Genomic DNA, 24627 nt, shown 5'->3' on the forward strand with positions numbered 1-24627 from the left:
CAATGTTGTTTTCAACTTGAAAATATGATGGCATTGCGTTAGATTGTTTTCAGGTTGAAAACTATGTAATGGAACTACATCGTGCATGTCATCAGCCGAAAACCATTCAATGAGGGTATGCTCATGTATCCAAACCATGGGCTTGCTCTCTCTGAGTTGCTGCATGTTTTGGAGAAAAAAACATTCCATCACCCTGAAGAGATGAAACAGTATATTCCTTCTCTTGATAATTTTAAGTACAGGAATAAATGGTGGGTAATTGATGTTTCTGGTAACAACCTGAGACTCATTGCCTACATAGATTTCAGGTTACATAAGGTATTTGTGAAGCATATCGTTCTCCACGCCGAATATGACAAACTGACAGAATATTATCGGGGCCATAAAGAATGAGATCTCATCGTCATATGGACGCAGCCAGCGCAAAAAAGATCGTTGACACCTTCAGTTGTGCTGTAAAAACGATCCCTCTTTTGGGGGAAGAACGCAATGAAACGGAGTATCGAAGGGCACTAGCGCTAGTAGAGTTTCTGGTTGACCACGACGATCTTGAAAACCCACTATTTGAATTACTTAGTGCCCGAATCAGTGAATACGAAAAACATGCACCAGAATTCAGAGCGCTCAATCAACACCTGAAACAAATCCCCTCTGGCGTTTCCGTATTGCGTACGCTCATGGATCAGTACGGATTAAAAGCCACCGACCTCGCCAACGAACTTGGTTCTAAATCGAACGTCAGCAACATCCTAAATGGCCGTAGAGCACTGACTGTAAGCCATATTAAAGCACTTGCAGAACGCTTTAAACTTCCGGCAGATGCATTTATCGAGTAGAGGGTATCCCCCTACTCTTCCTCGTTACCGCCCTCTTCATATGCGCCAAACGGTTTTGCGGGTAGCACAATGTAAGTACCTTCAAACACGACGCCCGGTGTGTCATCGCCAAACACCCCGACCTGCATCTGCACACGCGCCTTGCGGCCTCTTGCCAGACGGTCGAGGTCGCCGCTCAGCGAACCCAGATCGGCAATAGCAGTTGGTTTCCCGGTGATCGGCCTGCTGTAGCGGATATGCGCGTCGGCGAGAATGATCGTTCCTCCCAGATGACGCTCGCGCAGCATCAGCCAGATAAGTCCCCAGCCCGTTAGCGTCGCCAGTGAAAACAGGCTACCGGCAAACAGGGTATGGTGCGGATTCTGATTGCCCGTCTCGGGCATCGTGGTAATAAATTTCTGCCCGGTGTACTGCTGAATGCGCACGCCCATTTTCTCACTCAATGGAATATGTTCGTACCAGGCTTGTTGTAGCTGTCCGCACCAGTCCCCGCGATGGAGAATATCGTCCAGCGTCGCAATGGGCTTAATCATCAAAAAGTGGCGCACCGGCGTGGTTTGCGGCGTGGTGATTTCTCCCTGGCTCACAAACCCGAGCTTGGCGAAAAATTCGACCGCATCTTCACGGGCGCTACAGGTTACGCGTTTGACCCCTTCCTGACGCGCCACAGACTCCAGAGTCATCGCCATCAGCGTGCCCAACCCTTTCTCTTGCACGGAAGGGTCTACTGCCATAAAGCGTATGGAAGCTTCGTTATCCGCATTGATATACAGACGCCCTACCGCAACCAGATTCCCCTCTTCGTCCACCACCATCTGGTGATGCGCCATCGCGTCCCATGCATCTCGTTCGGAGCCTTTTGGCTGATGCAATGGCTTACGCAGCATCTCCCAGCGAAACTGGTAGTAGCGCTCCAATTCTTCTTCTGTTTGCGGTACTCGAAGGTGATACATCGTCGTATTCTCTCTTGTTGTCCGCGGCCATACCGGTAGCTGGTTCATACTTGTAACCAAAACGTCACGGGGCCATCATTAACCAGTGAAACCTGCATATCCGCAGCGAATCGACCGGTTTGCGTATTCATTTCCTGTTGGCGGCAACGCTCAACAAAGTATTCATACAGCGCTTCTGCTCGCTCGGGCGCTGCGCCTTTCGAAAACCCCGGACGCATGCCGCGTTCGGTATCTGCCGCCAGCGTAAACTGTGAAACCACCAGCACGCTGCCGCCTGACTGCTGCACGTTGAGGTTCATTTTGCCTTCGGCATCGCTAAAGATTCGATAACCGAGTACGCGCTCGCACAGGCGGTTCGCTTTCTGTTCGTCATCATCCCTTTCGACACCTAACAAGACCAAAAGTCCTGGGCCAATTTCACCCGTCACCTCGCCCTCCACGGTGACGCTGGCACGGGTTACGCGCTGAATTAATGCAATCATGGTTGCTCTGCTTCTTCTTGTTTTGCGGCTTGTTTAAGTTTGCGGTATTCCCCGAGAGTGACAGTTATTTCCGCGCCTAGCAAGACGATACACCACGTCCAGTATACCCAGACAAATAAAATGGGGATCACCGCCAGGACACCGTAAATGAGCTGATACGACGGGAACATGGTGATGTAGAGCGCAAATCCTTTCTTTCCGGCTTCGAACAACACAGCGGCCACAAAGGCGCCAATCACCGCATCACGATTAGGGACGCGCGTAGTCGGTACAATGCTGTAGAGGAGCCAGAACGAGAGCCAGGAAAGCACCAGCGGGAAAATACGCAGGATGTTATCAATCACCGTGTTGAGATCGCTGGCCCAGCGCAATGACAACAGATAAGAACTGATTGCCAGACTGGCTCCCGCCAGCAGCGGCCCCAGCGTTAAAATCATCCAGTAGACGGCGAAAGAGTACACTTTGGGACGAGTGCGCTTGCTGCGCCAGATAGTATTCATAGCGTTATCAATGGAATACATCAGCAATAATGCTGTGACAATCAACCCACATGCCCCGACGGCCGTCATTTTGTTCGAGTTGGCGACAAACTGTTCGATATAACGCTGGATGACGTCCCCCGTCGCCGGGATAAAGTTTGCGAAAATAAAATGACGTAACTGGACACTGACGTCGGAAAACATCGGAAATGCGGCGAAAAGCGCAAATACGACGGCAATAAGCGGCACTAATGAGAGCAATGAAACGTAGGCAAGATTCCCTGCCAGCGTCGTCATATTGTCCTCATCAATCCGCTGCCATAGTAGCTTCAGCCAGTCTCGTACAGGACGCGTATGATGCCTGGCCTGTTGCTGAACATTTTTTAGCATAACAACGTCGCGAAATAGTCAGGAATGGTCGTTTTATCGACGACCTGGATACTGGTGATCCCTAACCGGTTAGCCCCTTCAATATTATCGGCGTTATCGTCAAAAAAGACCGCATCGTGCGCAGAAAAACCTTCAGACTGCAGGACGTGCTGGTAAATTCGCGCTTCCGGTTTACGCATGCCCAGTTCCTGGGAAAGGTAAATATGGTCAGCAGCCTGACGGATCTCGGGGTATTCGTCCGGCCAAAACGTGGTGTGCAGGCGGTTGGTATTCGATAAGACGACCACCCTATGCCCCTGCTCACGCAGCTTCTGCATGATGTCGGTGACCTCAGGGCGCAAGGCGACAAACACGGCCTGCCAGCCGTGAGAGAACTGCTCGTAACTTAGCGGCAGCGCCATCTCATGACATAGCGCCTCGGCAAAGGCTTCATCGGTTATTTCGCCTCGCTCGTGCTGGTGAAAAGCCTCCCCCATAGTGAAATTTTGCTTTAGCGAAGCCAACGGTACACGGCTCAGATCGCTCCATGTGCCCAACACGCGGTTGAAGTCGATATCGACAATCACATTACCCAAATCAAAGATATAGAGCATGCCCTTCTCCTTATTCGCCGTGGATGAATAACTGTAGCGGGAAAGGAGAAGTTTGACTATGCGAGAGTGATGGCTGCGAACTTATCGGGCCATCATTGGGAAGAATTACACGGCCAGAGCATCATCCTGTGAAGGACTCACCTGTACAATTTCAACCTGCTGTGACTGGAGTAAATTGTGCAATGCCGGACCTGGATATTCATCAGTAAACAGCGCAGTCACCTGAGACACGTTACCAATTTCTACCGCGGCAGAAGCCGTATATTTCGTATGATCCGCTGCCAGCAGAATGTGTCTTGAATGGGACATCATCGTTTTCACTACGCTGGCTTCATTGACATCAAACTCCAGCAGCGCGCCATCACTTTCGATCGCGCCAACGCTGGTAACCAGGTAGTCGGCACGAAAATCAGCCACAAATGCCGAGGCAGAAGGGCCAATGATGCCGCTGTTATGCGGGCGTAACGTTCCACCTGGTACCATAACTTCAAAACGTGGGTTGTTATACAGAATGTGCGCCACGCGTAGGCTGTTGGTAATAATGCGCAAATGATTATGGTTTAACAGCGCGCGGGCAACCTGCTCAACGGTGGTGCCTATGGTAATGAACACCGTCGAACCGTCAGGGATGTAGTCAGCCACCGCCTCCGCGATGGCTTTCTTCTCTTCCGTCCACGAGACTTCACGCTGCTCAAACGCCGTATTCACCACGCTGGAGGCCCTGCCCGCCCCACCATGATGACGCGTAATTAATCCCTGCTCGCTGAGTTTACGAATATCACGACGCACGGTCTGCGTGGACACGCCCAGCAGGCTGGCCAGCTCGTCGATATTCATATAACCGCGCTCGCTGATCAGCATCAACAGCTGATCGTGCCGCGGGTTACCGGTCAGTTCGGTAAGGCTCATGAAATTTCCTCGAAAAACCATTGCCCTGGCATTTTATACAAAAAGTGACAGAAAAGATCGGGTTTGATCACAGTCAGGGATTCCGGCCCTTCCTCCCGGACGCGTGCATTTTAGCGCAGCAACCCCGCTGGCGAACCTGACCGCGTCTTCCGGGGCATCACCACCCGCCAGGCTGAATGCGAGCGCACCGTGGAAAACGTCTCCGGCCCCCGTAGTATCCACAACGTCGACTTTAAATCCAGATTGATGCTGCAACGCATTATTTTTTATCCAGTCGCAGCCCTCACTGCCACGCGTCACATAAACATGACCATTTGTGAGCGTTTTTGCTTGTTTAAGTCCAGCTTCAGAATCATTTATCCCGGTTAAACGCGCCAGACCCGGTTCAGAGAACGCAGCATGATCGCTTAACGCCACCAGTTCACTGATATCTTGTGGCGTGACGTCACCATCCAGTACCGTCATCACTCCCGCCCGACGCGCCAGCGTGAACGCCTGCCTGGCGCCTTCGTGCCAGCGAACATCCGCCAGAACCACATCCCACTGGGAAAAATCGATCTCGTTGAGCCAGTCAGCGTCATGCAGTAAGTCCGGGCTGGGGTAGTTAACGATAATACGCTCCCCTTGCGCATCCACCATAATCGCCGATTGCGAAGACTTTGCCCCCGTGTAGCGCCGGGTGTAGCGGGTGTTTACCCCCAGGGATTCCAGCTCCGCCAGCAGGCTGTTTCCGGTGTCGTCATCGCCCACACGGCCAATAAAGTCCACTTGCGCGCCCAGCTTCGCTGCAGCCACTGCGGCCGTTGCAGCAGGCCCGCCGCCCACTTCCGTATACCGCTTCGCCACATACTTACCTCCTTCAGTCGGTAAACCTTCCACGTAATAGATGCGATCCATCACGGCAATACCTACACAAGCAATACGAATCATGGTCATTCCTTAGGCATTTCAAGATGGGATCATTTTAATTTCACAAAATGTTTAAAAAGTGACGGCTGTCAATTTTTTGACCATAAATTACAAATACGATCAAAAACAGACAAAAACAAACGACCTTAAATGACAAAAAATGACATCCACGTCTCAGGAGAACGTTATGGCAGTTATAGCATTTATCGGATTAGGTCAGATGGGTTCACCCATGGCGAGCAACTTGCTGAAGCAGGGTCATCAACTCAGCGTCTTTGACGTTAACCCGGATGCCGTTCAGCGCCTGGTGGAAAAAGGAGCCCAACCTGCCAGCAGCCCGGCTCAGGCAGTAAAAGGGGCAGAATTTGTCATCACAATGCTGCCAAACGGCGATCTGGTGCGCAGCGTACTGTTCGGTGAGCAGGGTATCTGCGAAAACCTCTCCCCGCAGGCATTAGTGATTGATATGTCGACTATTCACCCACTGCAAACCGACAAATTGATCGCCGATATGCGTGCCAAAGGCTTCGACATGATGGATTGCCCGGTTGGACGTACCTCCGATCACGCTATCGCAGGAACGCTGTTGCTGCTGGCAGGTGGAACGGCACAGCAGGTAGAACGCGCCACACCGGTTCTGATGGCGATGGGTAATGAATTGATCAACGCAGGCGGCCCCGGTATGGGCATTCGCGTCAAGCTCATCAACAACTACATGAGCATCGCGTTAAACACCTTGTCTGCTGAAGCCGCCGTGTTGTGCGAAGCGCTCGGCCTCTCCTTCGATGTGGCCTTGCAAGTCATGAGCGGCACTCCCGCCGGGAAAGGCCACTTCACTACCTCATGGCCGAACAAGGTGCTGAAAGGCGATCTTTCCCCGGCCTTTATGATCGATTTAGCGCATAAGGATCTTGGTATCGCTCTGGACGTTGCCAACCAATTACACGTACCGATGCCGCTCGGTGCCGCCTCCCGCGAAGTCTATAACCAGGCACGCGCCGCTGGCCGTGGCCGGGAAGACTGGACGGCCATTCTTGAACAGGTTCGCGCATCCGCCGGGCTAAATAAACACACAGATAAGTAAGGACTGAACAATGACGAAGTACACCCTGAAAGATATCACCCGAGCTTCCGGCGGTTTTGCCATGCTGGCAGTCGATCAGCGCGAAGCTATGCGCTTAATGTTTGCCGCAGCAGGCGCAAAATCTCCGGTTAGTGACAGCGTACTGACTGATTTCAAAGTCAATGCGGCGAAGATCTTGTCCCCTTATGCCTCCGCCATTCTGGTGGATCAGCAGTTCTGCTACCGCCAGGTTGTAGAGCAAAACGCGGTCGCCAAAAACTGCGCCATGATTGTGGCCGCTGATGAGTTTATTCCGGGTAACGGTATTCCTGTCGATAGCGTAGTGATTGATAAAAAAATCAACCCGCAGGCGGTGAAGCAAGATGGTGCCAAGGCTCTCAAATTGCTGGTGCTGTGGCGTAGCGATGAAGATGCCCAACAGCGTCTGGACATGGTGAAAGAATTCAATGAGTTATGCCATTCCAATGGGCTGCTGAGCATCATCGAGCCGGTGGTTCGCCCACCGCGTCGTGGCGATAAGTTCTGCCGTGAACAGGCCATCATCGATGCCGCGAAAGAGCTGGGCGACAGCGGTGCCGATCTCTACAAGGTCGAAATGCCGCTGTACGGCAAAGGAACCCAACAGGAATTGCTTAGCGCCTCTCAGCGCCTGAATGAAAACATCAACATGCCGTGGGTCATTCTTTCCTCTGGTGTGGATGAAAAACTGTTCCCACGCGCGGTCAGCGTAGCAATGACCGCAGGCGCATCCGGCTTCCTGGCCGGACGTGCGGTCTGGTCATCCGTTGTGGGTCTGCCGGATACCGAACTGATGCTGCGTGATGTTTCCGCACCGAAGTTGCAGCGTCTGGGCGATATCGTCGACGAAATGATGACCCGCCGCTAATAGAGGATCAAAGCATGAAATGGTTTAACACCCTAAGCCACAACCGCTGGCTGGAACAGGAAACCGACCGCATCTTTAACTTTGGTAAAAATGCGGCTGTCCCTACTGGATTTGGCTGGCTGGGAAACAGTGGTCAGGTCAGAACGGATATGGGAACACATCTGTGGATCACCGCCCGCATGCTGCACGTCTATTCCGTTGCCGCCTCCATGGGGCGCCCAGGTGCATATCAACTCGTCGACCACGGCATTAAGGCGCTGAACGGTGCCCTACGTGACACACGCTACGGCGGTTGGTACGCCTGCGTCAATGACGAAGGCGTGATGGATGCCTCCAAGCAGGGTTATCAACATTTCTTCGTCTTACTTGGCGCGGCAAGCGCGGTCACTACCGGTCATCCACAGGCCAGAAAATTGCTGGATGACGCCATCGAGGTGATTGAGAAGTACTTCTGGAGCGAAGACGAGCAAATGTGCCTGGAGTCCTGGGACGAAGCCTTCAGCCAGACGGAAGATTATCGCGGCGGCAACGCTAACATGCACGCGGTCGAGGCTTTCCTGATCGTGTATGACGTGACTCATGACCGTAAATGGCTCGATCGCGCACTGCGTATCGCTTCGGTGATTATTCACGACGTGGCCCGTAGCGGGGAGTACCGCGTCAATGAACACTTCGATTCACAGTGGAATCCAATCCGCGATTACAACAAGGACAACCCAGCTCACCGTTTTCGCGCCTACGGTGGCACGCCGGGTCACTGGATCGAGTGGGGCCGCCTGATGCTGCATCTGCATGCCGCGCTGGAAGCTCGCTTCGAAACACCACCCGCCTGGCTGCTGGAAGATGCAAAAGGGCTTTTCCACGCCACTATCCGCGATGCCTGGGCACCGGACGGCGCAGACGGTTTTGTCTATTCGGTGGATTGGGACGGCACACCGATCGTTCGCGAAAGAGTGCGTTGGCCGATAGTCGAAGCGATGGGCACCGCCTACGCCCTGTACACCCTCACAGGCGACAGCCAGTACGAAGCCTGGTACCAGAAATGGTGGGATTACTGCATCACTTACCTGATGGATTACGAGACCGGTTCATGGTGGCAGGAGCTGGACACCGATAACAAGGTGACCACCAAAGTCTGGGACGGCAAGCAGGACATTTATCACCTGCTGCACTGCCTGGTGATCCCGCGTCTGCCGCTGGCTCCGGGTCTTGCTCCGGCTGTTGCCGCCGGTCTGCTGGATATCAACGCTAAATAAGTAACAAGGTGGGCTGCCATGCATAGCGGTGGAAAAACCCTTCATCTTCAGGCCGGACACTACCAGGCGAAAATCGTCACGGTTGGCGCTGGGCTAGCAGAATTGACGCACCGTGGGCGTCATATCGTTATTCCCCACAAACCGGAAGAAATGCCGCTGGCACATTTGGGGAAAGTGTTAATCCCCTGGCCAAACCGCGTTGTAGATGGCAGCTATCACTATAACGGCAAGGATTACCAGCTTGCCGTTAACGACTCAGTTTCACATACCGCTATTCATGGGTTACTGGCCTGGCGGGACTGGCAGATTAACCAGCAGTCGGCATCGGAAGTGTCGCTGACGATTTTTCTGCCGCCTTCTTATGGTTATCCCTTCGCGCTGGTTTCAGAGGTGATTTACCGACTGGAGGCAACCCGTGGACTGCACGTTTTTATTTGCACACAGAATGTGGGTGACGAAATCGCGCCGTATGGCGCGGGAGCACATCCCTATTTGACCTGCAATCTGCAACCCATTGATGACTGTGAATTGACGCTCCCGGCGAGTGAAGGAGCATGCGATGAACGATATTTCACCACGCCGCAACGCATTGCGCAGATCGCTATCGATCATACGTTCAGGACTTTGCCACCTGGCGCTGAGTGGGAAGTCAGGATAACCAGCCCATCGCAAAACATGTCCACTTTTTTACGCAGCCACCAGCCCTGGTTGCAAGTGTATACCGGCGAAAAATTGGCAAGGCGCGGCCTGGCGGTAGAACCGATGACCTGCCCGCCCGACGCCTTTAACTCCGGAATTAGCCTGATTCATCTCGCGCCCGGAGAACAACATCAGATGCATTTTTTAATCGGCAGTGAATAACAGATTTCCGACAAATTACCGAATTACCCTATTTTTACGGAGACGATAATGAATTCGCTACAACAACGGTCAACCGCCTTAGAACTCACATCATTACCTGATGGATTTGCTCTAACGTACCACCAGCGCCTGATTTTACGCCACAGTACAGAAACTCCCTGCCTGTGGATCGGCGCGGGCGTTGCCGATATCGATATGTTTCGCGGCAACTTCAGTATTAAAGACAAGCTCAATGAGAAAATTGCCCTGACCGACGCCACGGTCAGCGAGTCGCCTGACGGCTGGCGGGTGTATTTCAGCCGCGGTGATACCATCAACGCCACGCTGCATATTTCCACCGATGAACAGGGTCGTCTGAAGCTGGATCTGCACAACGGCGATCTCAGCCATAACCGCATCTGGCTGCGTCTGGCCGCAAGGGCGGACGATCATATCTACGGCTGCGGCGAACAGTTCTCTTACTTCGACTTACGCGGGAAGCCGTTCCCGCTGTGGACCAGCGAACAGGGCGTGGGCCGAAACAAAAACAGCTATGTCACCTGGCAAGCCGACTGTAAAGAGAACGCCGGCGGCGACTACTACTGGACCTTCTTCCCACAGCCGACCTTCGTCAGCACGCAGAAGTACTACTGCCACGTTGATAACAGTTGCTATATGAATTTCGACTTCAGCGCGCCGGAGTATCACGAACTGGCGCTGTGGGAGGACAAAACCACCCTGCGCTTTGAGTGCGCTGATACCTACATCTCCTTGCTGGAAAAACTGACTGCGCTGCTGGGTCGTCAGCCGGAGCTGCCGGACTGGATCTACGATGGCGTCACGCTCGGTATTCAGGGCGGTACTGAGGTTTGCCAGAGCAAACTGGACACCATGCGTAACGCTGGCGTGAAGGTAAATGGCATCTGGGCGCAGGACTGGTCCGGGATCCGCATGACCTCCTTTGGCAAGCGCGTGATGTGGAACTGGAAGTGGAACAGCGACAATTATCCGCAGTTGGATAGCCGTATTAAGCAGTGGAAAGAAGAGGGCGTGCAGTTCCTCTCCTACATCAACCCGTACATCGCCAGCGATAAAGATCTCTGTGCCGAAGCGGCCAAACACGGTTATCTGGCGAAAGATGCATCCGGCGGCGATTACCTCGTAGAGTTTGGCGAGTTTTACGGCGGTGTGGTCGATCTGACCAACCCGGAAGCCTACGACTGGTTCAAAGAGGTCATCAAGAAAAATATGATCGAACTGGGCTGCGGCGGCTGGATGGCAGATTTTGGCGAATACCTGCCGACAGATACGTATCTGCACAACGGCGTCAGCGCCGAGATCATGCACAACGCCTGGCCCGCACTGTGGGCGAAATGTAACTACGAAGCGCTACAGGAGACCGGCAAACTCAGCGAGATCCTGTTCTTTATGCGTGCGGGTTACACCGGTAGCCAGAAGTACTCCACCATGATGTGGGCAGGCGATCAGAACGTGGACTGGAGCCTTGACGACGGTCTGGCTTCCGTCGTTCCTGCGGCGCTGTCTCTGGCGATGACCGGCCACGGTCTGCACCACAGCGATATCGGCGGCTACACCACCCTGTTTGACATGAAACGCAGCAAAGAACTGCTGCTGCGCTGGTGCGACTTCAGCGCCTTCACGCCGATGATGCGCACCCACGAAGGTAACCGCCCTGGCGATAACTGGCAGTTTGATGGTGATGCTGAAACCATCGCCCACTTTGCCCGCATGACCACCGTCTTTACCACCCTGAAACCGTATCTGAAACAGGCCGTCGCGCAAAACAGCGCTACCGGTCTGCCGGTGATGCGCCCGCTGTTCCTGCATTACGAAGACGATGCACACACCTACACCCTGAAATATCAGTACCTGCTGGGACAGGATCTGCTGGTTGCGCCGGTTCACGAACAAGGCAAGCCTGACTGGACCCTGTATCTGCCGGAGGATAGCTGGGTAAATATCTGGACCGGGGAAACTTACCAGGGCGGTGACATCACCGTGGATGCGCCAATTGGCAAGCCTCCGGTGTTTTATCGCGCGAAGAGTGAGTGGGCGTCACTGTTTGCCACGTTACGCAACATCTAATACGGCTCGCCCGTGGGGAAACTCACGGGCACATGGAGAATAATAATGAGTCAGAATTCCTCTAATCCGGCAACCCTACGCTTGCCGTTCAAAGAAAAACTCGCCTATGGGATGGGTGATTTGGGTTCCAATATCCTGCTGGACATTGGCACGCTCTATTTACTCAAGTTTTATACCGATGTCCTTGGTTTACCGGGAACTTACGGCGGTATCATTTTCCTTATTGCCAAGTTTTTTACCGCGTTTACCGATATGGGCACCGGGATTATGCTCGACTCGCGACGCAAAATCGGTCCGAAAGGTAAATTCCGCCCGTTCGTTCTGTATGCCGCATTTCCGGTAACCCTGCTGGCGATTGCGAATTTTGTCGGTACACCATTTGAAGTCACCGGCAAAACGGTGATGGCGACGATACTGTTTATGCTGTACGGACTGTTTTTCAGCATGATGAACTGCTCTTACGGTGCGATGGTCCCCGCGATCACCAAAAACCCGGACGAACGCGCCTCTCTGGCGGCCTGGCGACAGGGCGGAGCCACTCTTGGCCTGCTGCTGTGCACCGTCGGTTTTGTGCCAGTGATGAACCTGATCGAAGGCAACTCACAGTTGGGCTATATCTTCGCCGCCACCTTGTTCTCTCTGTTCGGCCTGCTGTTTATGTGGCTGTGCTATGCCGGGGTAAAAGAACGCTATGTGGAAGTGAAACCCGTTGATGCCACGCAAAAACCGGGATTATTACAATCATTCCGCGCCATCGCGGGTAACCGTCCACTGTTTATTCTGTGCGTGGCCAACCTTTGCACGCTTGGCGCGTTTAACGTCAAGTTGGCGATTCAGGTCTATTACACCCAGTACGTACTGAACGACCCGATCCTCCTTTCGTGGATGGGCTTTTTCAGCATGGGCTGTATCTTCATCGGCGTGTTCTTAATGCCGGGAATGGTCAGACGTTTCGGCAAGAAAAAGGTCTACATCGGCGGTTTGCTGATCTGGGTCGCGGGTGATCTGCTGAACTACTTCTTTGGTGGCGGCTCAGTCAGCTTTGTCGCCTTCTCCTGTCTGGCGTTCTTCGGCTCAGCATTCGTCAACAGCCTGAACTGGGCGCTGGTCTCCGACACGGTGGAATATGGCGAATGGCGTACCGGCGTGCGTTCGGAAGGGACGGTGTACACCGGATTTACATTCTTCCGTAAAGTGTCACAAGCGCTGGCGGGATTCTTCCCTGGCTGGATGCTGACGCAAATCGGCTATGTCCCCAACGTGGTGCAATCTGCCAGTACGGTCGAAGGATTGCGTCAGCTGATCTTTATTTATCCCTGCGCGTTGGCGGTGATCACCATTGTAGCTATGGGCTGTTTCTACAACCTTAACGAGAAGATGTATGTCCGCATCGTTGAAGAGATAGAAGCGCGTAAACAAACCGTTTGATAATAATAATGAATAGCGCTCTACGGGGCGCTATTGAGGAGCGATTATGTCTTTTCATGATCCGCTAACGCTAAAACTGAGCCTGCGTGAAAAATTCGCCTACGGAGTGGGTGACTTCGGCTCAAATTTGATGCTGTGTATCGGCACGCTGTATCTGCTTAAATTTTATACCGATGAACTAGGGATGCCGGCGTATTACGGTGGGATTATCTTTTTGGTGGCGAAGTTCTTCACCGCCTTCACTGATATGTTGACCGGTGTATTGCTGGACTCAAGGCGTAATATTGGCGCAAAGGGGAAATTCAGACCCTTTATTTTGTATGCGTCATTTCCTGTCGCCGTCGTCGCCAGCGCGCAGTTTTTAGCGACAGGCTTTACGCTGACGGTGAAAACCGGGCTGGCGACGGTGTTGTTCATGCTGTTCGGCCTGTTCTATAGCCTGATGAACTGCTCCTACGGCGCGATGGTGCCTGCAATTACTAAAAATCCGCATGAGCGCGCTCAGCTCGCCGCCTGGCGTCAGGGCGGCGCTACCGTAGGCCTGTTACTGTGTACCGTTGGCTTTATGCCAATTCAGGCGCTATTTGTCAGTTCGCCTTCGCTGGGTTATCTGATTGCCGCACTGATCTTCTCCGTCTGCGGGTTATTCAGCATGTGGTGGTGCTTTAGCGGTGTGAAGGAACGCTATATCGAAATCGTACCGGACCATCATAAGCCCAGTATTCTCAAGTCGTTTTGCGCCATTTTCCGTAACCCTCCGCTGCTGGTGCTGTGTATTGCCAACCTGTGCACGCTGGCGGCATTCAACATTAAGCTGGCAATCCAGGTGTATTACACCCAGTACGTGCTCAACGATATCCACCTGCTCTCCTGGATGGGGTTTTTCAGCATGGGGTGCATTCTGCTTGGGGTACTGCTGGTGCCCACAGCTGTAAAACGCTTCGGTAAAAAACAGGTTTACCTCGGCGGTCTGGCGTTATGGGCAATCGGCGATGTGCTGAACTTTTTCTGGGGCAGTACGTCATTTTTATTCGTAACGTTTTCCTGCATGGCCTTCTTCGGAACCGCTTTTGTTAACAGCCTGAACTGGGCGCTGGTTCCGGATACGGTCGATTATGGCGAATGGAAGACGGGGATCCGTGCGGAAGGCTCGGTATATACGGGTTATACCTTTTCTCGCAAAATTTCCGCAGCGCTGGCCGGTTTCCTGCCAGGTATTATGCTGACGCAAATCGGTTATATCCCCAATATTGCCCAGAGTGATGCAACCCTGCTTGGTTTGCGTCAGCTTATTTTTCTCTGGCCCTGTGGGCTGGCAATTATTGCGGCAATCACGATGGGCTTCTTTTATAAACTCAGCGAAGCCCGTTTTGCTTTTATTATTGAGGAAATCAGCCAACGGAAGAAAAATAACATTCAACCAGAACGCATTAGCCATAAAAAGAAAACCTCTGCTGTAAACGTATAAAAATAATTGCCGCTTATTCCATCTTAATGGATGGCGGCCTCCCTACGCTTAAAAAATGGATTTATCATGAAAAAATTAAATACAATAATTCTCTTATCCTCTGTTGTTTCCACTTCTGTTTTTGCGGGTGCCTATATCGAGAACCGCGAAGCATATAATCTGGCTTCCGATCAGATAGAAGTGATGATGCGCGTCGGCTATAACTCCGATATGGGCGCGGGCATCATGCTCACCAACACCTACACTATGCAACGCAAGGATGAGTTAAAACACGGCTATAACGAAATTGAAGGCTGGTATCCGTTATTTAAACCGACAGATAAATTAACCATCCAGCCCGGCGGGCTAATAAACGATAAGAGTACTGGTTCCGGTGGTGCTGCTTATCTGGATGTTAACTATAAATTTACCCCATGGTTTAATCTTACCGTACGTAACCGATATAACCATAATAACTACAGTTCAACCGACCAGAACGGTGACCTGGATAATAATGATACCTATGAAATAGGTAACTACTGGAACTTTGCCATTACCGATAAATTTTCCTATACCTTTGAACCGCACTATTTTATGCGCGTCAATGACTTCAATAGCAGCAACGGAAAAGATCATCACTGGGAAATTACCAATACCTTTAAGTATCGGATCAATGAACACTGGTTGCCCTACCTGGAATTACGCTGGTTAGATCGCAATGTTGAACCTTATCATCGCGAACAAAACCAGATTCGTGTTGGGGCAAAGTATTTCTTCTAATACTACTGATGATAAAAAAAGCCGCTGATCATCAGCGGCTTTTACTTGCCGGGTGGTGCTTACGCTTACCCGGCCTACGGATTGTCCGTATTACTCTTCTTTCGCGCCACGCATTGCACGGCGACGATCGTTTTCAGTCAGGTGACGCTTACGGATACGGATAGAGGTTGGGGTAACTTCTACCAGTTCGTCGTCATCGATGAATTCCAGAGCCTGCTCCAGAGTCATCTTAACCGGCGGAACCAGAACCGTTGCTTCGTCAGTACCGGACGCACGCATGTTGGTCAGTTTCTTACCGGTCAGGCAGTTTACCGTCAGGTCGTTAGAGCGGCTGTGAATACCGATGATCTGGCCTTCGTAAACTTCAGCACCGTGACCCAGGAACAGCTTACCGCGATCCTGCAGGCTGAACAGTGCGAACGCAACTGCTTTACCCTGGCCGTTGGAGATCAGTACGCCGTTCTGACGCTGACCCACATCACCCGCACGAACATCGTCGTAGTGGCTGAAGGTGGAGTACAGCAGACCGGTACCGGAAGTCATGGTCATGAATTCTGAACGGAAGCCGATCAGGCCACGGCTTGGGATCACGTAGTCAAGACGTACGCGGCCTTTGCCATCTGGATTCATGTTTTTCAGGTCGCCTTTACGCTCACCCAGAGCCTGCATGACAGAACCCTGATGCTGCTCTTCGACGTCCAGCGTTACGTTTTCGAACGGCTCTTGTTTACGGCCATCGATTTCGCGGAAGATAACTTTCGGACGGGAAACCGCCATTTCGAAACCTTCACGACGCATGTTTTCAATCAGAACAGACAGGTGCAGCTCACCACGACCGGATACACGGAACGCATCCGCATCTTCGGTTTCTTCAACGCGCAGCGCAACGTTGTGCACCAGCTCTTTGTTCAGGCGATCAAGGATCTGACGAGAGGTAACATATTTACCTTCTTTACCACAGAACGGAGAAGTGTTTACGCAGAAGAACATGGTTACGGTCGGTTCATCAACGGACAGAGCCGGCAGCGCTTCGACGTTCTGCGGGTCGCAGATGGTGTCGGAGATGTTCAGTTCGCCCAGACCGGTGATCGCGATGATATCGCCTGCTTCGGCAATATCGCTCTCGATACGTTCCAGACCCAGATGAGTCAGGACTTTACCGACTTTACCGTTACGGGTTTTGCCTTCGCTATCAATGATAGTGATCTGCTGGTTCGGTTTAACTTTACCGCGTTTAATGCGGCCGATGCCGATTACGCCAACGTAGTTGTTGTAGTCCAGCTGGGAGATTTGCATCTGCAGCGGGCCATCAAGGTCTACGTTCGGAGCCGGTACGCGATCAACGATGGTCTGATACAGCGGAGTCATGTCTTCAGCCATATCTTCGTGATCCAGACCTGCGATACCGTTCAGCGCGGAAGCGTAAACGATCGGGAAGTCCAGCTGTTCGTCGGTAGCGTCGAGGTTAACGAACAGGTCGAATACCTGATCAACAACCCAGTCAGGACGCGCGCCAGGACGGTCAACTTTGTTGATAACAACAATTGGCTTCAGGCCATGGGCAAAGGCTTTTTTGGTCACGAAGCGCGTCTGCGGCATCGGACCGTCCATTGCATCCACCACCAGCAGCACGGAGTCGACCATGGACATTACACGTTCAACTTCACCACCGAAGTCGGCGTGCCCCGGGGTATCAACGATGTTGATACGGTAGTCATTCCATTTGATAGCGGTGTTTTTAGCGAGGATGGTAATCCCACGCTCTTTCTCCAAATCGTTGGAGTCCATCACGCGCTCTTGGGTTTCAGCACGTGCATCGAACGTACCGGATTGTTGGAGCAGCTTGTCTACCAGGGTCGTTTTACCATGGTCTACGTGCGCGATGATGGCGATGTTACGCAAATTTTCGATCACAACTTTGCCTCAGGCATTTTAGAAATAGCGCGTTATTGTACACGGATTAATCGCAGTACAAAACAGGATCACAAACATCCTCCGCAAACAAGTATTGCAGAGTTTCTTTGTGATCACATTCACGGAGCGTTAAAAGGGGTAATCTGACATGCTTTGCACCAATATGGTGCTTAATGTTCACATTAAAGCACTATAATGGTGCAATACAACCTTCATGGTGCAGCCCCTTTGCACGATGGTGCGCATGATAACGCCTTTTAGGGGCAATTTAAAAGTTGGCACAGATTTCGCTTTATATTTTTTACGGCGACACGGCCAATTTTTGCAGAATTGAAGACTTCGTTACCACGACGACCACGACCAATCCGGGAGAGTAAGTATGTCCGCTGAACACGTTTTGACGATGCTGAATGAACACGAAGTGAAGTTTGTTGATTTGCGCTTCACCGATACCAAAGGTAAAGAACAGCACGTCACTATTCCTGCTCACCAGGTAAATGCCGAATTCTTTGAAGAAGGCAAAATGTTTGACGGCTCCTCAATCGGTGGCTGGAAAGGCATTAACGAATCAGACATGGTTCTGATGCCAGATGCGTCGACTGCACTCATCGACCCGTTCTTTGAAGAGTCAACCCTGATCATCCGTTGCGATATCCTGGAACCCGGCACGCTGCAGGGCTATGACCGCGACCCGCGCTCCATCGCAAAACGCGCTGAAGAGTATCTGCGTTCCACCGGCATCGCAGACACCGTTCTGTTCGGGCCAGAGCCAGAATTCTTCCTGTTTGACGACATCCGTTTCGGCGCGTCTATTTCCGGTTCCCACGTGGCTATCGATGACATCGAAGGCGCATGGAACTCCTCCACCAAATACGAAGGTGGTAACAAAGGTCACCGTCCTGGTGTGAAAGGCGGTTACTTCCCGGTTCCTCCGGTAGATTCTTCTCAGGACATCCGTTCTACCATGTGTCTGATCATGGAAGAGATGGGTCTGGTTGTTGAAGCGCACCACCATGAAGTGGCGACCGCTGGCCAGAACGAAATCGCGACCCGCTTTAACACCATGACTAAAAAAGCGGACGAAATTCAGATCTACAAATATGTGGTTCACAACGTTGCGCACCGTTTCGGTAAAACTGCGACCTTTATGCCAAAACCTATGTTTGGCGATAACGGTTCCGGCATGCACTGCCACATGTCCCTGTCCAAGAACGGCGTAAACCTGTTCTCTGGCGACAAATATGCGGGTCTGTCTGAGCAGGCGCTGTTCTACATCGGCGGCGTAATCAAACACGCTAAAGCGATCAACGCCCTGGCGAACCCGACCACCAACTCCTACAAGCGTCTGGTCCCAGGCTACGAAGCGCCGGTTATGCTGGCTTACTCTGCCCGTAACCGTTCTGCTTCTATCCGTATTCCGGTTGTTGCTTCCCCGAAAGCGCGTCGTATTGAAGTGCGCTTCCCGGACCCAGCTGCTAACCCGTATCTGTGCTTCGCTGCACTGCTGATGGCCGGTCTTGACGGTATCAAGAACAAGATCCACCCGGGCGAAGCCATGGACAAAAACCTGTATGACCTGCCGCCGGAAGAAGCGAAAGAAATCCCACAGGTTGCGGGTTCTCTGGAAGAAGCACTGAAAGAACTGGATCTGGATCGCGAGTTCCTGACCGCAGGCGGCGTGTTCACCAATGAAGCGATCGATGCGTACATTGCGCTGCGTCGCGAAGAAGATGACCGTGTGCGTATGACTCCGCACCCGGTAGAGTTTGAGCTGTACTACAGCGTTTAATCGTTTGAGTTGCCGTGGAACTTTTAGCCTGCTCAGGCAGGCTTGAGATCGATGGCGAATGATAGGATGCCTGATGGCGCAAGCTTATCAGGCCTACCGGTAACATCACCTTGTAGGCCGGATAAGGTAAAGCCACCGTCCGGCACCTGCGTTTGCCAGTCATCTGTAGCCCATCCCAGGATGGGCTTTTTTCTCCACTAACAACCTGCTTTCTCGCGCTTTTTATGCGTAAAAAGCTATAATGCACTAAATTGGTGCAATACTTTTCAGGAGACTGCTGAATGGCAACCGGCACGCTGCCCGATGCTGGGCAGATCCTTAATTCGTTAATCAACAGCATTTTACTCGTCGACGATGAGCTGGCGGTGCATTACGCCAACCCGGCTGCGCAACAGCTGCTCGCCCAAAGCTCCCGCAAACTGTTTGGTACACCGCTTCCCGATCTGTTGAGTTATTTCTCCTTAAACATCGGACTGATGCGAGAGAGCCTGGAAGCAGGCCAGGGCTTTACGGATAACGAAGTGACGCTGGTGATAGACAGCCACTCACATATCCTCTCAGTGACCGCTCAGAGGCTGCCTGATGGCCTTATCCTGCTGGAGATGGCGCCAATGGATAACCAGCGTCGTCTGAGTCAGGAGCAGCTCCAGCACGCCCAGCAGATTGCCGCCCGCGATCTGGTACGTGGTCTGGCACACGAAATTAAAAACCCGTTGGGCGGCCTGCGCGGGGCGGCGCAACTTCTCAGCAAAGCGCTTCCGGATCCGGCGTTGACTGAATATACCAAAGTCATTATTGAGCAGGCCGACCGCCTGCGTAATCTGGTTGATCGCCTGCTGGGACCACAACAGCCGGGTATGCACGTCACGGAAAGTATTCACAAGGTGGCGGAGCGTGTGGTGGCGCTGGTCTCAATGGAGCTCCCGGAAAACGTCACGCTGATTCGTGATTACGACCCTAGCCTGCCAGAACTGCTGCACGATCCGGATCAGATAGAACAAGTTCTGCTGAATATCGTGCGTAATGCTCTACAGGCGCTGGGGCCGGAAGGCGGAGAGATCATTCTGCGTACCCGCACCGCGTTTCAGCTCACGCTGCACGGCGTACGTTATCGCCTGGCGGCACGGATTGATGTTGAGGATAACGGTCCGGGTATTCCCTCGCATTTGCAGGACACGCTGTTCTACCCAATGGTCAGCGGTCGCGAAGGCGGTACCGGCCTTGGATTATCCATCGCCCGTAATTTGATTGATCAACATTCCGGCAAAATTGAATTTACCAGCTGGCCGGGTCATACCGAGTTCTCGGTTTACCTGCCTATCAGGAAATAAAGGTGACGTTTATGCAACGAGGAATAGTCTGGGTAGTTGATGACGATAGTTCCATCCGTTGGGTGCTTGAACGTGCGCTCGCAGGGGCAGGACTAAGCTGCACCACATTTGAAAGCGGTAAAGAGGTGCTGGATGCGCTGGCCAGCAAAACGCCTGACGTACTGTTGTCGGATATTCGCATGCCGGGCATGGACGGTCTGACGCTGTTAAAACAGATCAAAGCGCGGCATCCGATGCTTCCGGTCATCATAATGACCGCACACTCCGATCTGGATGCTGCCGTCAGCGCCTACCAGCAAGGGGCGTTTGATTATCTGCCCAAACCTTTTGATATCGATGAAGCCGTGGCGCTGGTCGAACGTGCCATCAGCCATTATCAGGAACAGCAGCAGCCGCGCAATGTTCAGATCAATGGCCCAACAACCGACATCATCGGCGAAGCGCCGGCAATGCAGGACGTCTTTCGCATAATTGGCCGACTGTCCCGATCGTCAATCAGCGTATTGATTAACGGAGAGTCCGGGACCGGTAAAGAGCTGGTCGCCCATGCGTTGCATCGTCATAGCCCGCGCGTCAAAGCGCCATTTATCGCGCTGAACATGGCGGCTATTCCGAAAGATTTGATCGAGTCTGAGCTATTTGGCCACGAAAAAGGGGCGTTTACCGGGGCAAATACCATTCGTCAGGGGCGTTTCGAACAGGCTGATGGCGGCACCCTCTTCCTTGATGAAATTGGCGATATGCCGCTGGACGTACAGACACGTTTGTTGCGCGTATTAGCCGATGGGCAGTTTTACCGCGTTGGCGGATACGCGCCCGTAAAGGTAGATGTTCGAATTATCGCAGCCACCCACCAGAATCTGGAACTGCGCGTGCAGGAAGGCAAATTCCGTGAGGATTTATTCCACCGTCTGAACGTAATTCGCGTCCATTTGCCCCCGCTGCGTGAGCGCAGGGAAGATATCCCCCGTCTGGCACGTCATTTCCTGCAGGAAGCCGCCCGCGAGTTGGGTGTGGAAGCCAAGCAACTCCACCCTGAAACCGAAGCGGCGCTTACGCGTCTGGCCTGGCCGGGTAACGTACGTCAGCTTGAGAACACCTGTCGCTGGTTAACCGTCATGGCCGCCGGCCAGGAAGTACTGATTCAGGACTTACCGGCCGAACTGTTTGAAGCCAGCGTGCCCAATGCGCCTTCACACATGCAGCCGGACAGCTGGGCAACCCTGTTGGCACAGTGGGCAGACCGAGCCTTGCGTTCCGGTCATCAAAACCTGCTTTCTGAGGCTCAACCGGAAATGGAGCGCACGCTGTTGACCACCGCGCTACGTCATACCCAGGGACATAAACAGGAAGCAGCGCGCTTGCTCGGCTGGGGGCGTAATACCTTGACGCGCAAGTTAAAAGAACTCGGAATGGAGTGACGATTCATCACTGTGTAAAGATTGATCATTGAGCGCAAATTGCTGCTATTTTGCGCTTTACTGTTCCGATGAGTTAAGTATGATCGTGCCCGGCAAATGGGGGGAAGTCATCATGCTGGAATCAATCATTAATCTGCTGTCGAGCGGCTCAGTCGACAGCCACACGCCACAAACTGCGGTTGCCGCAGTGCTGTGTGCGGCGCTGGTTGGGCTGTTCAGCTGAAGGTGCGCCGGATGGCGCTAACGCTTATCCGGCCTACAGATTATCGCGACGTGTAGGCCCGGTAAGCGTAGCGCCACCGGGCAACCCGGTTAAATGACGCGGGAGAACTGCTGCATGCGTGCTTTCTGGCGCAGATATGCATCAAAGCACATACAAATATTACGAATTAGCAGGCGCCCCTTCGGTGTAACCTGAATCCCATTCTCATCCACATCCACCAGCCCATCTTTCGCCAGTGGCGCCAGCAGTTTCAGGTCTTCAGCAAAATAGTCAGCGAAGTTCAGATCCCATTGCTGTTCCACGGCAGCATAGTCGAGGCGGAAGTTGCAGATCAAAAGCTTAATAACATCCCGACGAATGCAGTCGTCGCGGGTCAGCGTAATTCCGCGCCACAGTGCGTTACCTTGCTCGTCGACCTGCTGGTAATAGTGCTTCAGCTCTTTCTGGTTCTGCGCGTAGTTGTCGCCAATCATGCTAATGGCCGATACGCCCATCCCCAGTAAATCAGTATCGCCCTGGGTGGTATAACCCTGGAAATTACGATGCAGCACGCCTTTGCGTTGAGCAATGGCCAGTTCATCATCCGGGCGGGCAAAGTGATCCATGCCAATGAACTGATAGCCGGCGTCGGTCAGTGAAGAGATGGTCTCCTGCAGAATATCCAGCTTCTGCTGCGCGCTGGGCAGGTCAGCATCTTTGATCTTGCGCTGGGCTGCGAAAAGCGTTGGCAGATGCGCGTAGTTAAAGACGCTCAGACGGTCTGGATTCAGCTCAGACACGCGTTTCAGGGTGAAGGCGAAGCTTTCCGGCGTCTGTTTTGGCAGGCCATAAATCAGATCAATATTTGTTGAGGTGAAACCGATCTCACGCGCATGGTTAAGTAGCGCAAAGATAAATTCCTCGTCCTGCTCACGGTTCACCAGGCGCTGAACTTCTTTGTTGAAGTCCTGCACCCCCATGCTCAGGCGGTTAAAACCTTCAGCGCGTAAATGATCGAGCACATCCAGCTCAATTTCGCGCGGATCAACTTCGATCGAGATTTCGGCATCATCGTTAAAGTTGAAGTTACCACGCAGCAGCGACATCAAACGGCTGATTTGCGCTTTATTTAAGTAAGTTGGCGTGCCGCCACCCCAGTGTAGCTGGCTGACATGCCGTCCAGAAAACAACGGTGCGCGGTGAATAATTTCTTGTTCCAGGGCATCGAGGTATTGATCGGCTTTATGCTGCTGACGGGTCACAATCTTATTGCAGCCACAGAAGTAACACAGTTTATGGCAGAACGGGATGTGAACGTATAACGAAAGTGGGCGCTCAGGATAACGCGCCACGGCGTGTAAAAACGCTTCTGCACCGTAGTCTTCAGAGAACTCCAGCGCGGTCGGGTACGAGGTATATCGTGGCCCGGAATAGTTATATTTCTGGATCAGGGCCAGGTCCCAGTCTATTAGCTGTTCAGACATGCTCACTCCTTCCGATGGCGTCTCTGGCGGGTACGGCGTACCGGCTTAACCCCAGTGCGGGTGCAAAGCCGGTTGCGCAGCCACTTCTGTCGCCGCGACAACCGCTGTAGTTTAACGAATAACCACACCAGATAACATATAACCGGAAGGGTTATAAGCAGGACGGGAAGACCCACGGTGTAAAACCGTTAGTTGCCACCTTTCAGCAGGCGCATCATGTCTTCCTGCTTTTCTTCCTCATCCTCTTCTTCCTCGTCATCGTAAGAAAGACCTAACTTTTGCATCAGCTCGTCGATGCGATCCAGTTTGGCATCAACCCAGGTCTGATCTTCTGTGCTCAGGGTTTCTCCGGCTTCAAGACGCTCCAGCAGCGCATCCAGGCGCTCATCCGTTTCCAGTAAATCCAACTCAGCCTGTGGTGAAAGCATAGGTTTCTCACTTTTCGGTTTGTGCTGTTTGGTGACTTTTTCGGTCACGCCCAATGGAATGGGGGTTTTGCTGCCAATACGAGGATCTTTTTGCTTATTTTGGTTTCCGCCACCAGATGCGCCTTCGCTACCGGACGCACGGCTACCTGCCGCATGACCACGGTGTTTTTTCTGGCGCTTACGGTCGCGAGCTTCCTGGTTAATTTCTTCGCGTGTTTTACGACGCGCTTTTGCAGGACCTTTACCGCGTGGTGTAGAAGTTGGTTTCATCATGATTCGTCTTTGGCTGTTTTATTCAGTATATAATTGCGCCGGAATCTAGCAGAAATAAAGAAAAAAGGCGACAGAGTAATCTGTCGCCTTTTTTCCTGACTCTCAACCCTTACGGGCTCTACAATCCCTGTTGGCTATCAACACACCCTGTTTTTCCCTTAGCCTCTAACATTCCGTGTTGTTTCCATTTCCTTTTACTAACGTCTCCGGACGTTTGTCTTCCTGACAATCCTGTGTCTTCGCCTCCTGGCGCTCCTGACCCTCATCCTGAGTCGTCTATCCTGTCAGCTTCCTCGCTATGGATGCTACTTTACCTTCTTAAGATAAACACACAAGTAAGCCAGGTAACAATTTCAACTTTTCAGAATTCAGCCCAAACGTAATATGCTGATTTACATGATCAATAT

The 24627-nt window shown here is 52.5% G+C and carries 23 protein-coding genes and 1 pseudogene; 14 read left to right on the forward strand and 10 right to left on the reverse strand.

The features are described from left to right. Positions 1–81 precede the first annotated feature (81 nt). Entirely contained in the window at positions 82–393 is a 312-nt protein-coding gene (locus tag IB196_RS21620) for a type II toxin-antitoxin system HigB family toxin (protein WP_155022027.1), read from the forward strand. Next, positions 390–836, forward strand: coding sequence for a helix-turn-helix domain-containing protein (locus IB196_RS21625; protein ID WP_040233078.1), 447 nt, complete (start codon positions 390–392; stop codon positions 834–836). The genes IB196_RS21620 and IB196_RS21625 overlap by 4 nt, the downstream gene beginning before the upstream one ends. Positions 837–847: 11 nt before the next feature. Here IB196_RS21625 and fabY read toward each other — a convergent pair whose 3' ends face one another. The 6 genes from fabY to IB196_RS21655 form a co-directional block, all read right to left on the reverse strand. Further along, complete coding sequence (gene fabY / locus IB196_RS21630) at positions 848–1789, reverse strand: fatty acid biosynthesis protein FabY (protein WP_003825286.1); 942 nt, start codon at positions 1787–1789, stop codon at positions 848–850. 44 nt (positions 1790–1833) lie between these two features. Further along, on the reverse strand, positions 1834–2271 hold the full coding sequence (dtd, locus tag IB196_RS21635; protein WP_003028671.1) for a D-aminoacyl-tRNA deacylase: 438 nt from the start codon (positions 2269–2271) through the stop codon (positions 1834–1836). Further along, positions 2268–3140: a virulence factor BrkB family protein gene (locus IB196_RS21640; protein WP_188232347.1), complete on the reverse strand. Its 873-nt coding sequence runs from the start codon at positions 3138–3140 to the stop codon at positions 2268–2270. The genes dtd and IB196_RS21640 overlap by 4 nt, the downstream gene beginning before the upstream one ends. Continuing rightward, positions 3134–3733, reverse strand: coding sequence for a glucose-1-phosphatase (yihX, locus tag IB196_RS21645; RefSeq protein WP_188232346.1), 600 nt, complete (start codon positions 3731–3733; stop codon positions 3134–3136). The genes IB196_RS21640 and yihX overlap by 7 nt, the downstream gene beginning before the upstream one ends. A gap of 105 nt (positions 3734–3838) precedes the next feature. Continuing rightward, a complete protein-coding gene (locus IB196_RS21650) occupies positions 3839–4642 on the reverse strand; it encodes a DeoR/GlpR family DNA-binding transcription regulator (protein WP_188232345.1) in 804 nt (267 codons plus the stop codon). 33 nt (positions 4643–4675) lie between these two features. Then, positions 4676–5572, reverse strand: coding sequence for a sugar kinase (locus IB196_RS21655; RefSeq protein WP_188232344.1), 897 nt, complete (start codon positions 5570–5572; stop codon positions 4676–4678). A 166-nt stretch (positions 5573–5738) separates the two neighbouring features. Here IB196_RS21655 and yihU point away from each other — a divergent pair, with 166 nt between their 5' ends. From yihU to ompL, 8 genes are all read left to right on the forward strand, one after another. After that, positions 5739–6635, forward strand: coding sequence for a sulfolactaldehyde 3-reductase (gene yihU / locus IB196_RS21660; protein WP_005121829.1), 897 nt, complete (start codon positions 5739–5741; stop codon positions 6633–6635). Positions 6636–6645: 10 nt separating this feature from the next. Continuing rightward, entirely contained in the window at positions 6646–7521 is an 876-nt protein-coding gene (yihT, locus tag IB196_RS21665) for a sulfofructosephosphate aldolase (RefSeq protein WP_149692160.1), read from the forward strand. A 14-nt stretch (positions 7522–7535) separates the two neighbouring features. Next, the gene (gene yihS, locus IB196_RS21670; protein WP_005121832.1) at positions 7536–8777 is read left to right on the forward strand and encodes a sulfoquinovose isomerase; all 1242 of its coding nucleotides are present in this window, start codon (positions 7536–7538) and stop codon (positions 8775–8777) included. Between the two features lie 18 nt (positions 8778–8795). Then, entirely contained in the window at positions 8796–9638 is an 843-nt protein-coding gene (locus IB196_RS21675; protein ID WP_188232343.1) for an aldose-1-epimerase, read from the forward strand. A 48-nt stretch (positions 9639–9686) separates the two neighbouring features. Beyond that, the gene (locus IB196_RS21680; protein WP_188232342.1) at positions 9687–11723 is read left to right on the forward strand and encodes an alpha-glucosidase; all 2037 of its coding nucleotides are present in this window, start codon (positions 9687–9689) and stop codon (positions 11721–11723) included. A gap of 45 nt (positions 11724–11768) precedes the next feature. Next, positions 11769–13151, forward strand: a complete 1383-nt coding sequence (locus IB196_RS21685) for an MFS transporter (protein WP_040233093.1) — start codon at positions 11769–11771, stop codon at positions 13149–13151. A gap of 46 nt (positions 13152–13197) precedes the next feature. Continuing rightward, positions 13198–14619: an MFS transporter gene (locus IB196_RS21690; protein WP_005121836.1), complete on the forward strand. Its 1422-nt coding sequence runs from the start codon at positions 13198–13200 to the stop codon at positions 14617–14619. A gap of 66 nt (positions 14620–14685) precedes the next feature. Further along, on the forward strand, positions 14686–15378 hold the full coding sequence (gene ompL / locus IB196_RS21695; protein ID WP_188232341.1) for a porin OmpL: 693 nt from the start codon (positions 14686–14688) through the stop codon (positions 15376–15378). A 90-nt stretch (positions 15379–15468) separates the two neighbouring features. Here ompL and typA read toward each other — a convergent pair whose 3' ends face one another. Further along, positions 15469–17292, reverse strand: coding sequence for a ribosome-dependent GTPase TypA (gene typA, locus IB196_RS21700; RefSeq protein ID WP_003028641.1), 1824 nt, complete (start codon positions 17290–17292; stop codon positions 15469–15471). 379 nt (positions 17293–17671) lie between these two features. On the opposite strand from typA, the gene glnA reads away from it, so the two are divergent. From glnA to IB196_RS21720, 4 genes are all read left to right on the forward strand, one after another. Further along, entirely contained in the window at positions 17672–19081 is a 1410-nt protein-coding gene (glnA, locus tag IB196_RS21705) for a glutamate--ammonia ligase (RefSeq protein WP_006686119.1), read from the forward strand. A 281-nt stretch (positions 19082–19362) separates the two neighbouring features. Beyond that, entirely contained in the window at positions 19363–20412 is a 1050-nt protein-coding gene (gene glnL, locus IB196_RS21710) for a nitrogen regulation protein NR(II) (RefSeq protein WP_005121842.1), read from the forward strand. 11 nt (positions 20413–20423) lie between these two features. Further along, a complete protein-coding gene (gene glnG, locus IB196_RS21715) occupies positions 20424–21833 on the forward strand; it encodes a nitrogen regulation protein NR(I) (protein WP_040233111.1) in 1410 nt (469 codons plus the stop codon). 112 nt (positions 21834–21945) lie between these two features. Then, entirely contained in the window at positions 21946–22056 is a 111-nt protein-coding gene (locus IB196_RS21720) for a YshB family small membrane protein (RefSeq protein WP_086523820.1), read from the forward strand. Between the two features lie 89 nt (positions 22057–22145). Here the strand turns inward: IB196_RS21720 and hemN are convergent, their stop codons facing one another. The 3 genes and pseudogenes from hemN to IB196_RS21735 form a co-directional block, all read right to left on the reverse strand. Then, entirely contained in the window at positions 22146–23519 is a 1374-nt protein-coding gene (gene hemN, locus IB196_RS21725) for an oxygen-independent coproporphyrinogen III oxidase (RefSeq protein ID WP_188232340.1), read from the reverse strand. Between the two features lie 188 nt (positions 23520–23707). Next, positions 23708–24217 (reverse strand): Der GTPase-activating protein YihI, encoded by a 510-nt coding sequence (gene yihI / locus IB196_RS21730; protein WP_005121849.1) that lies wholly within the window; start codon positions 24215–24217, stop codon positions 23708–23710. A 168-nt stretch (positions 24218–24385) separates the two neighbouring features. Then, positions 24386–24520: pseudogene (locus IB196_RS21735) on the reverse strand (hypothetical protein). Positions 24521–24627: the final 107 nt, after the last annotated feature.

The organism is Citrobacter sp. C6_1, assembly GCF_014596835.2.
Lineage (GTDB): Bacteria > Pseudomonadota > Gammaproteobacteria > Enterobacterales > Enterobacteriaceae > Citrobacter > Citrobacter pasteurii.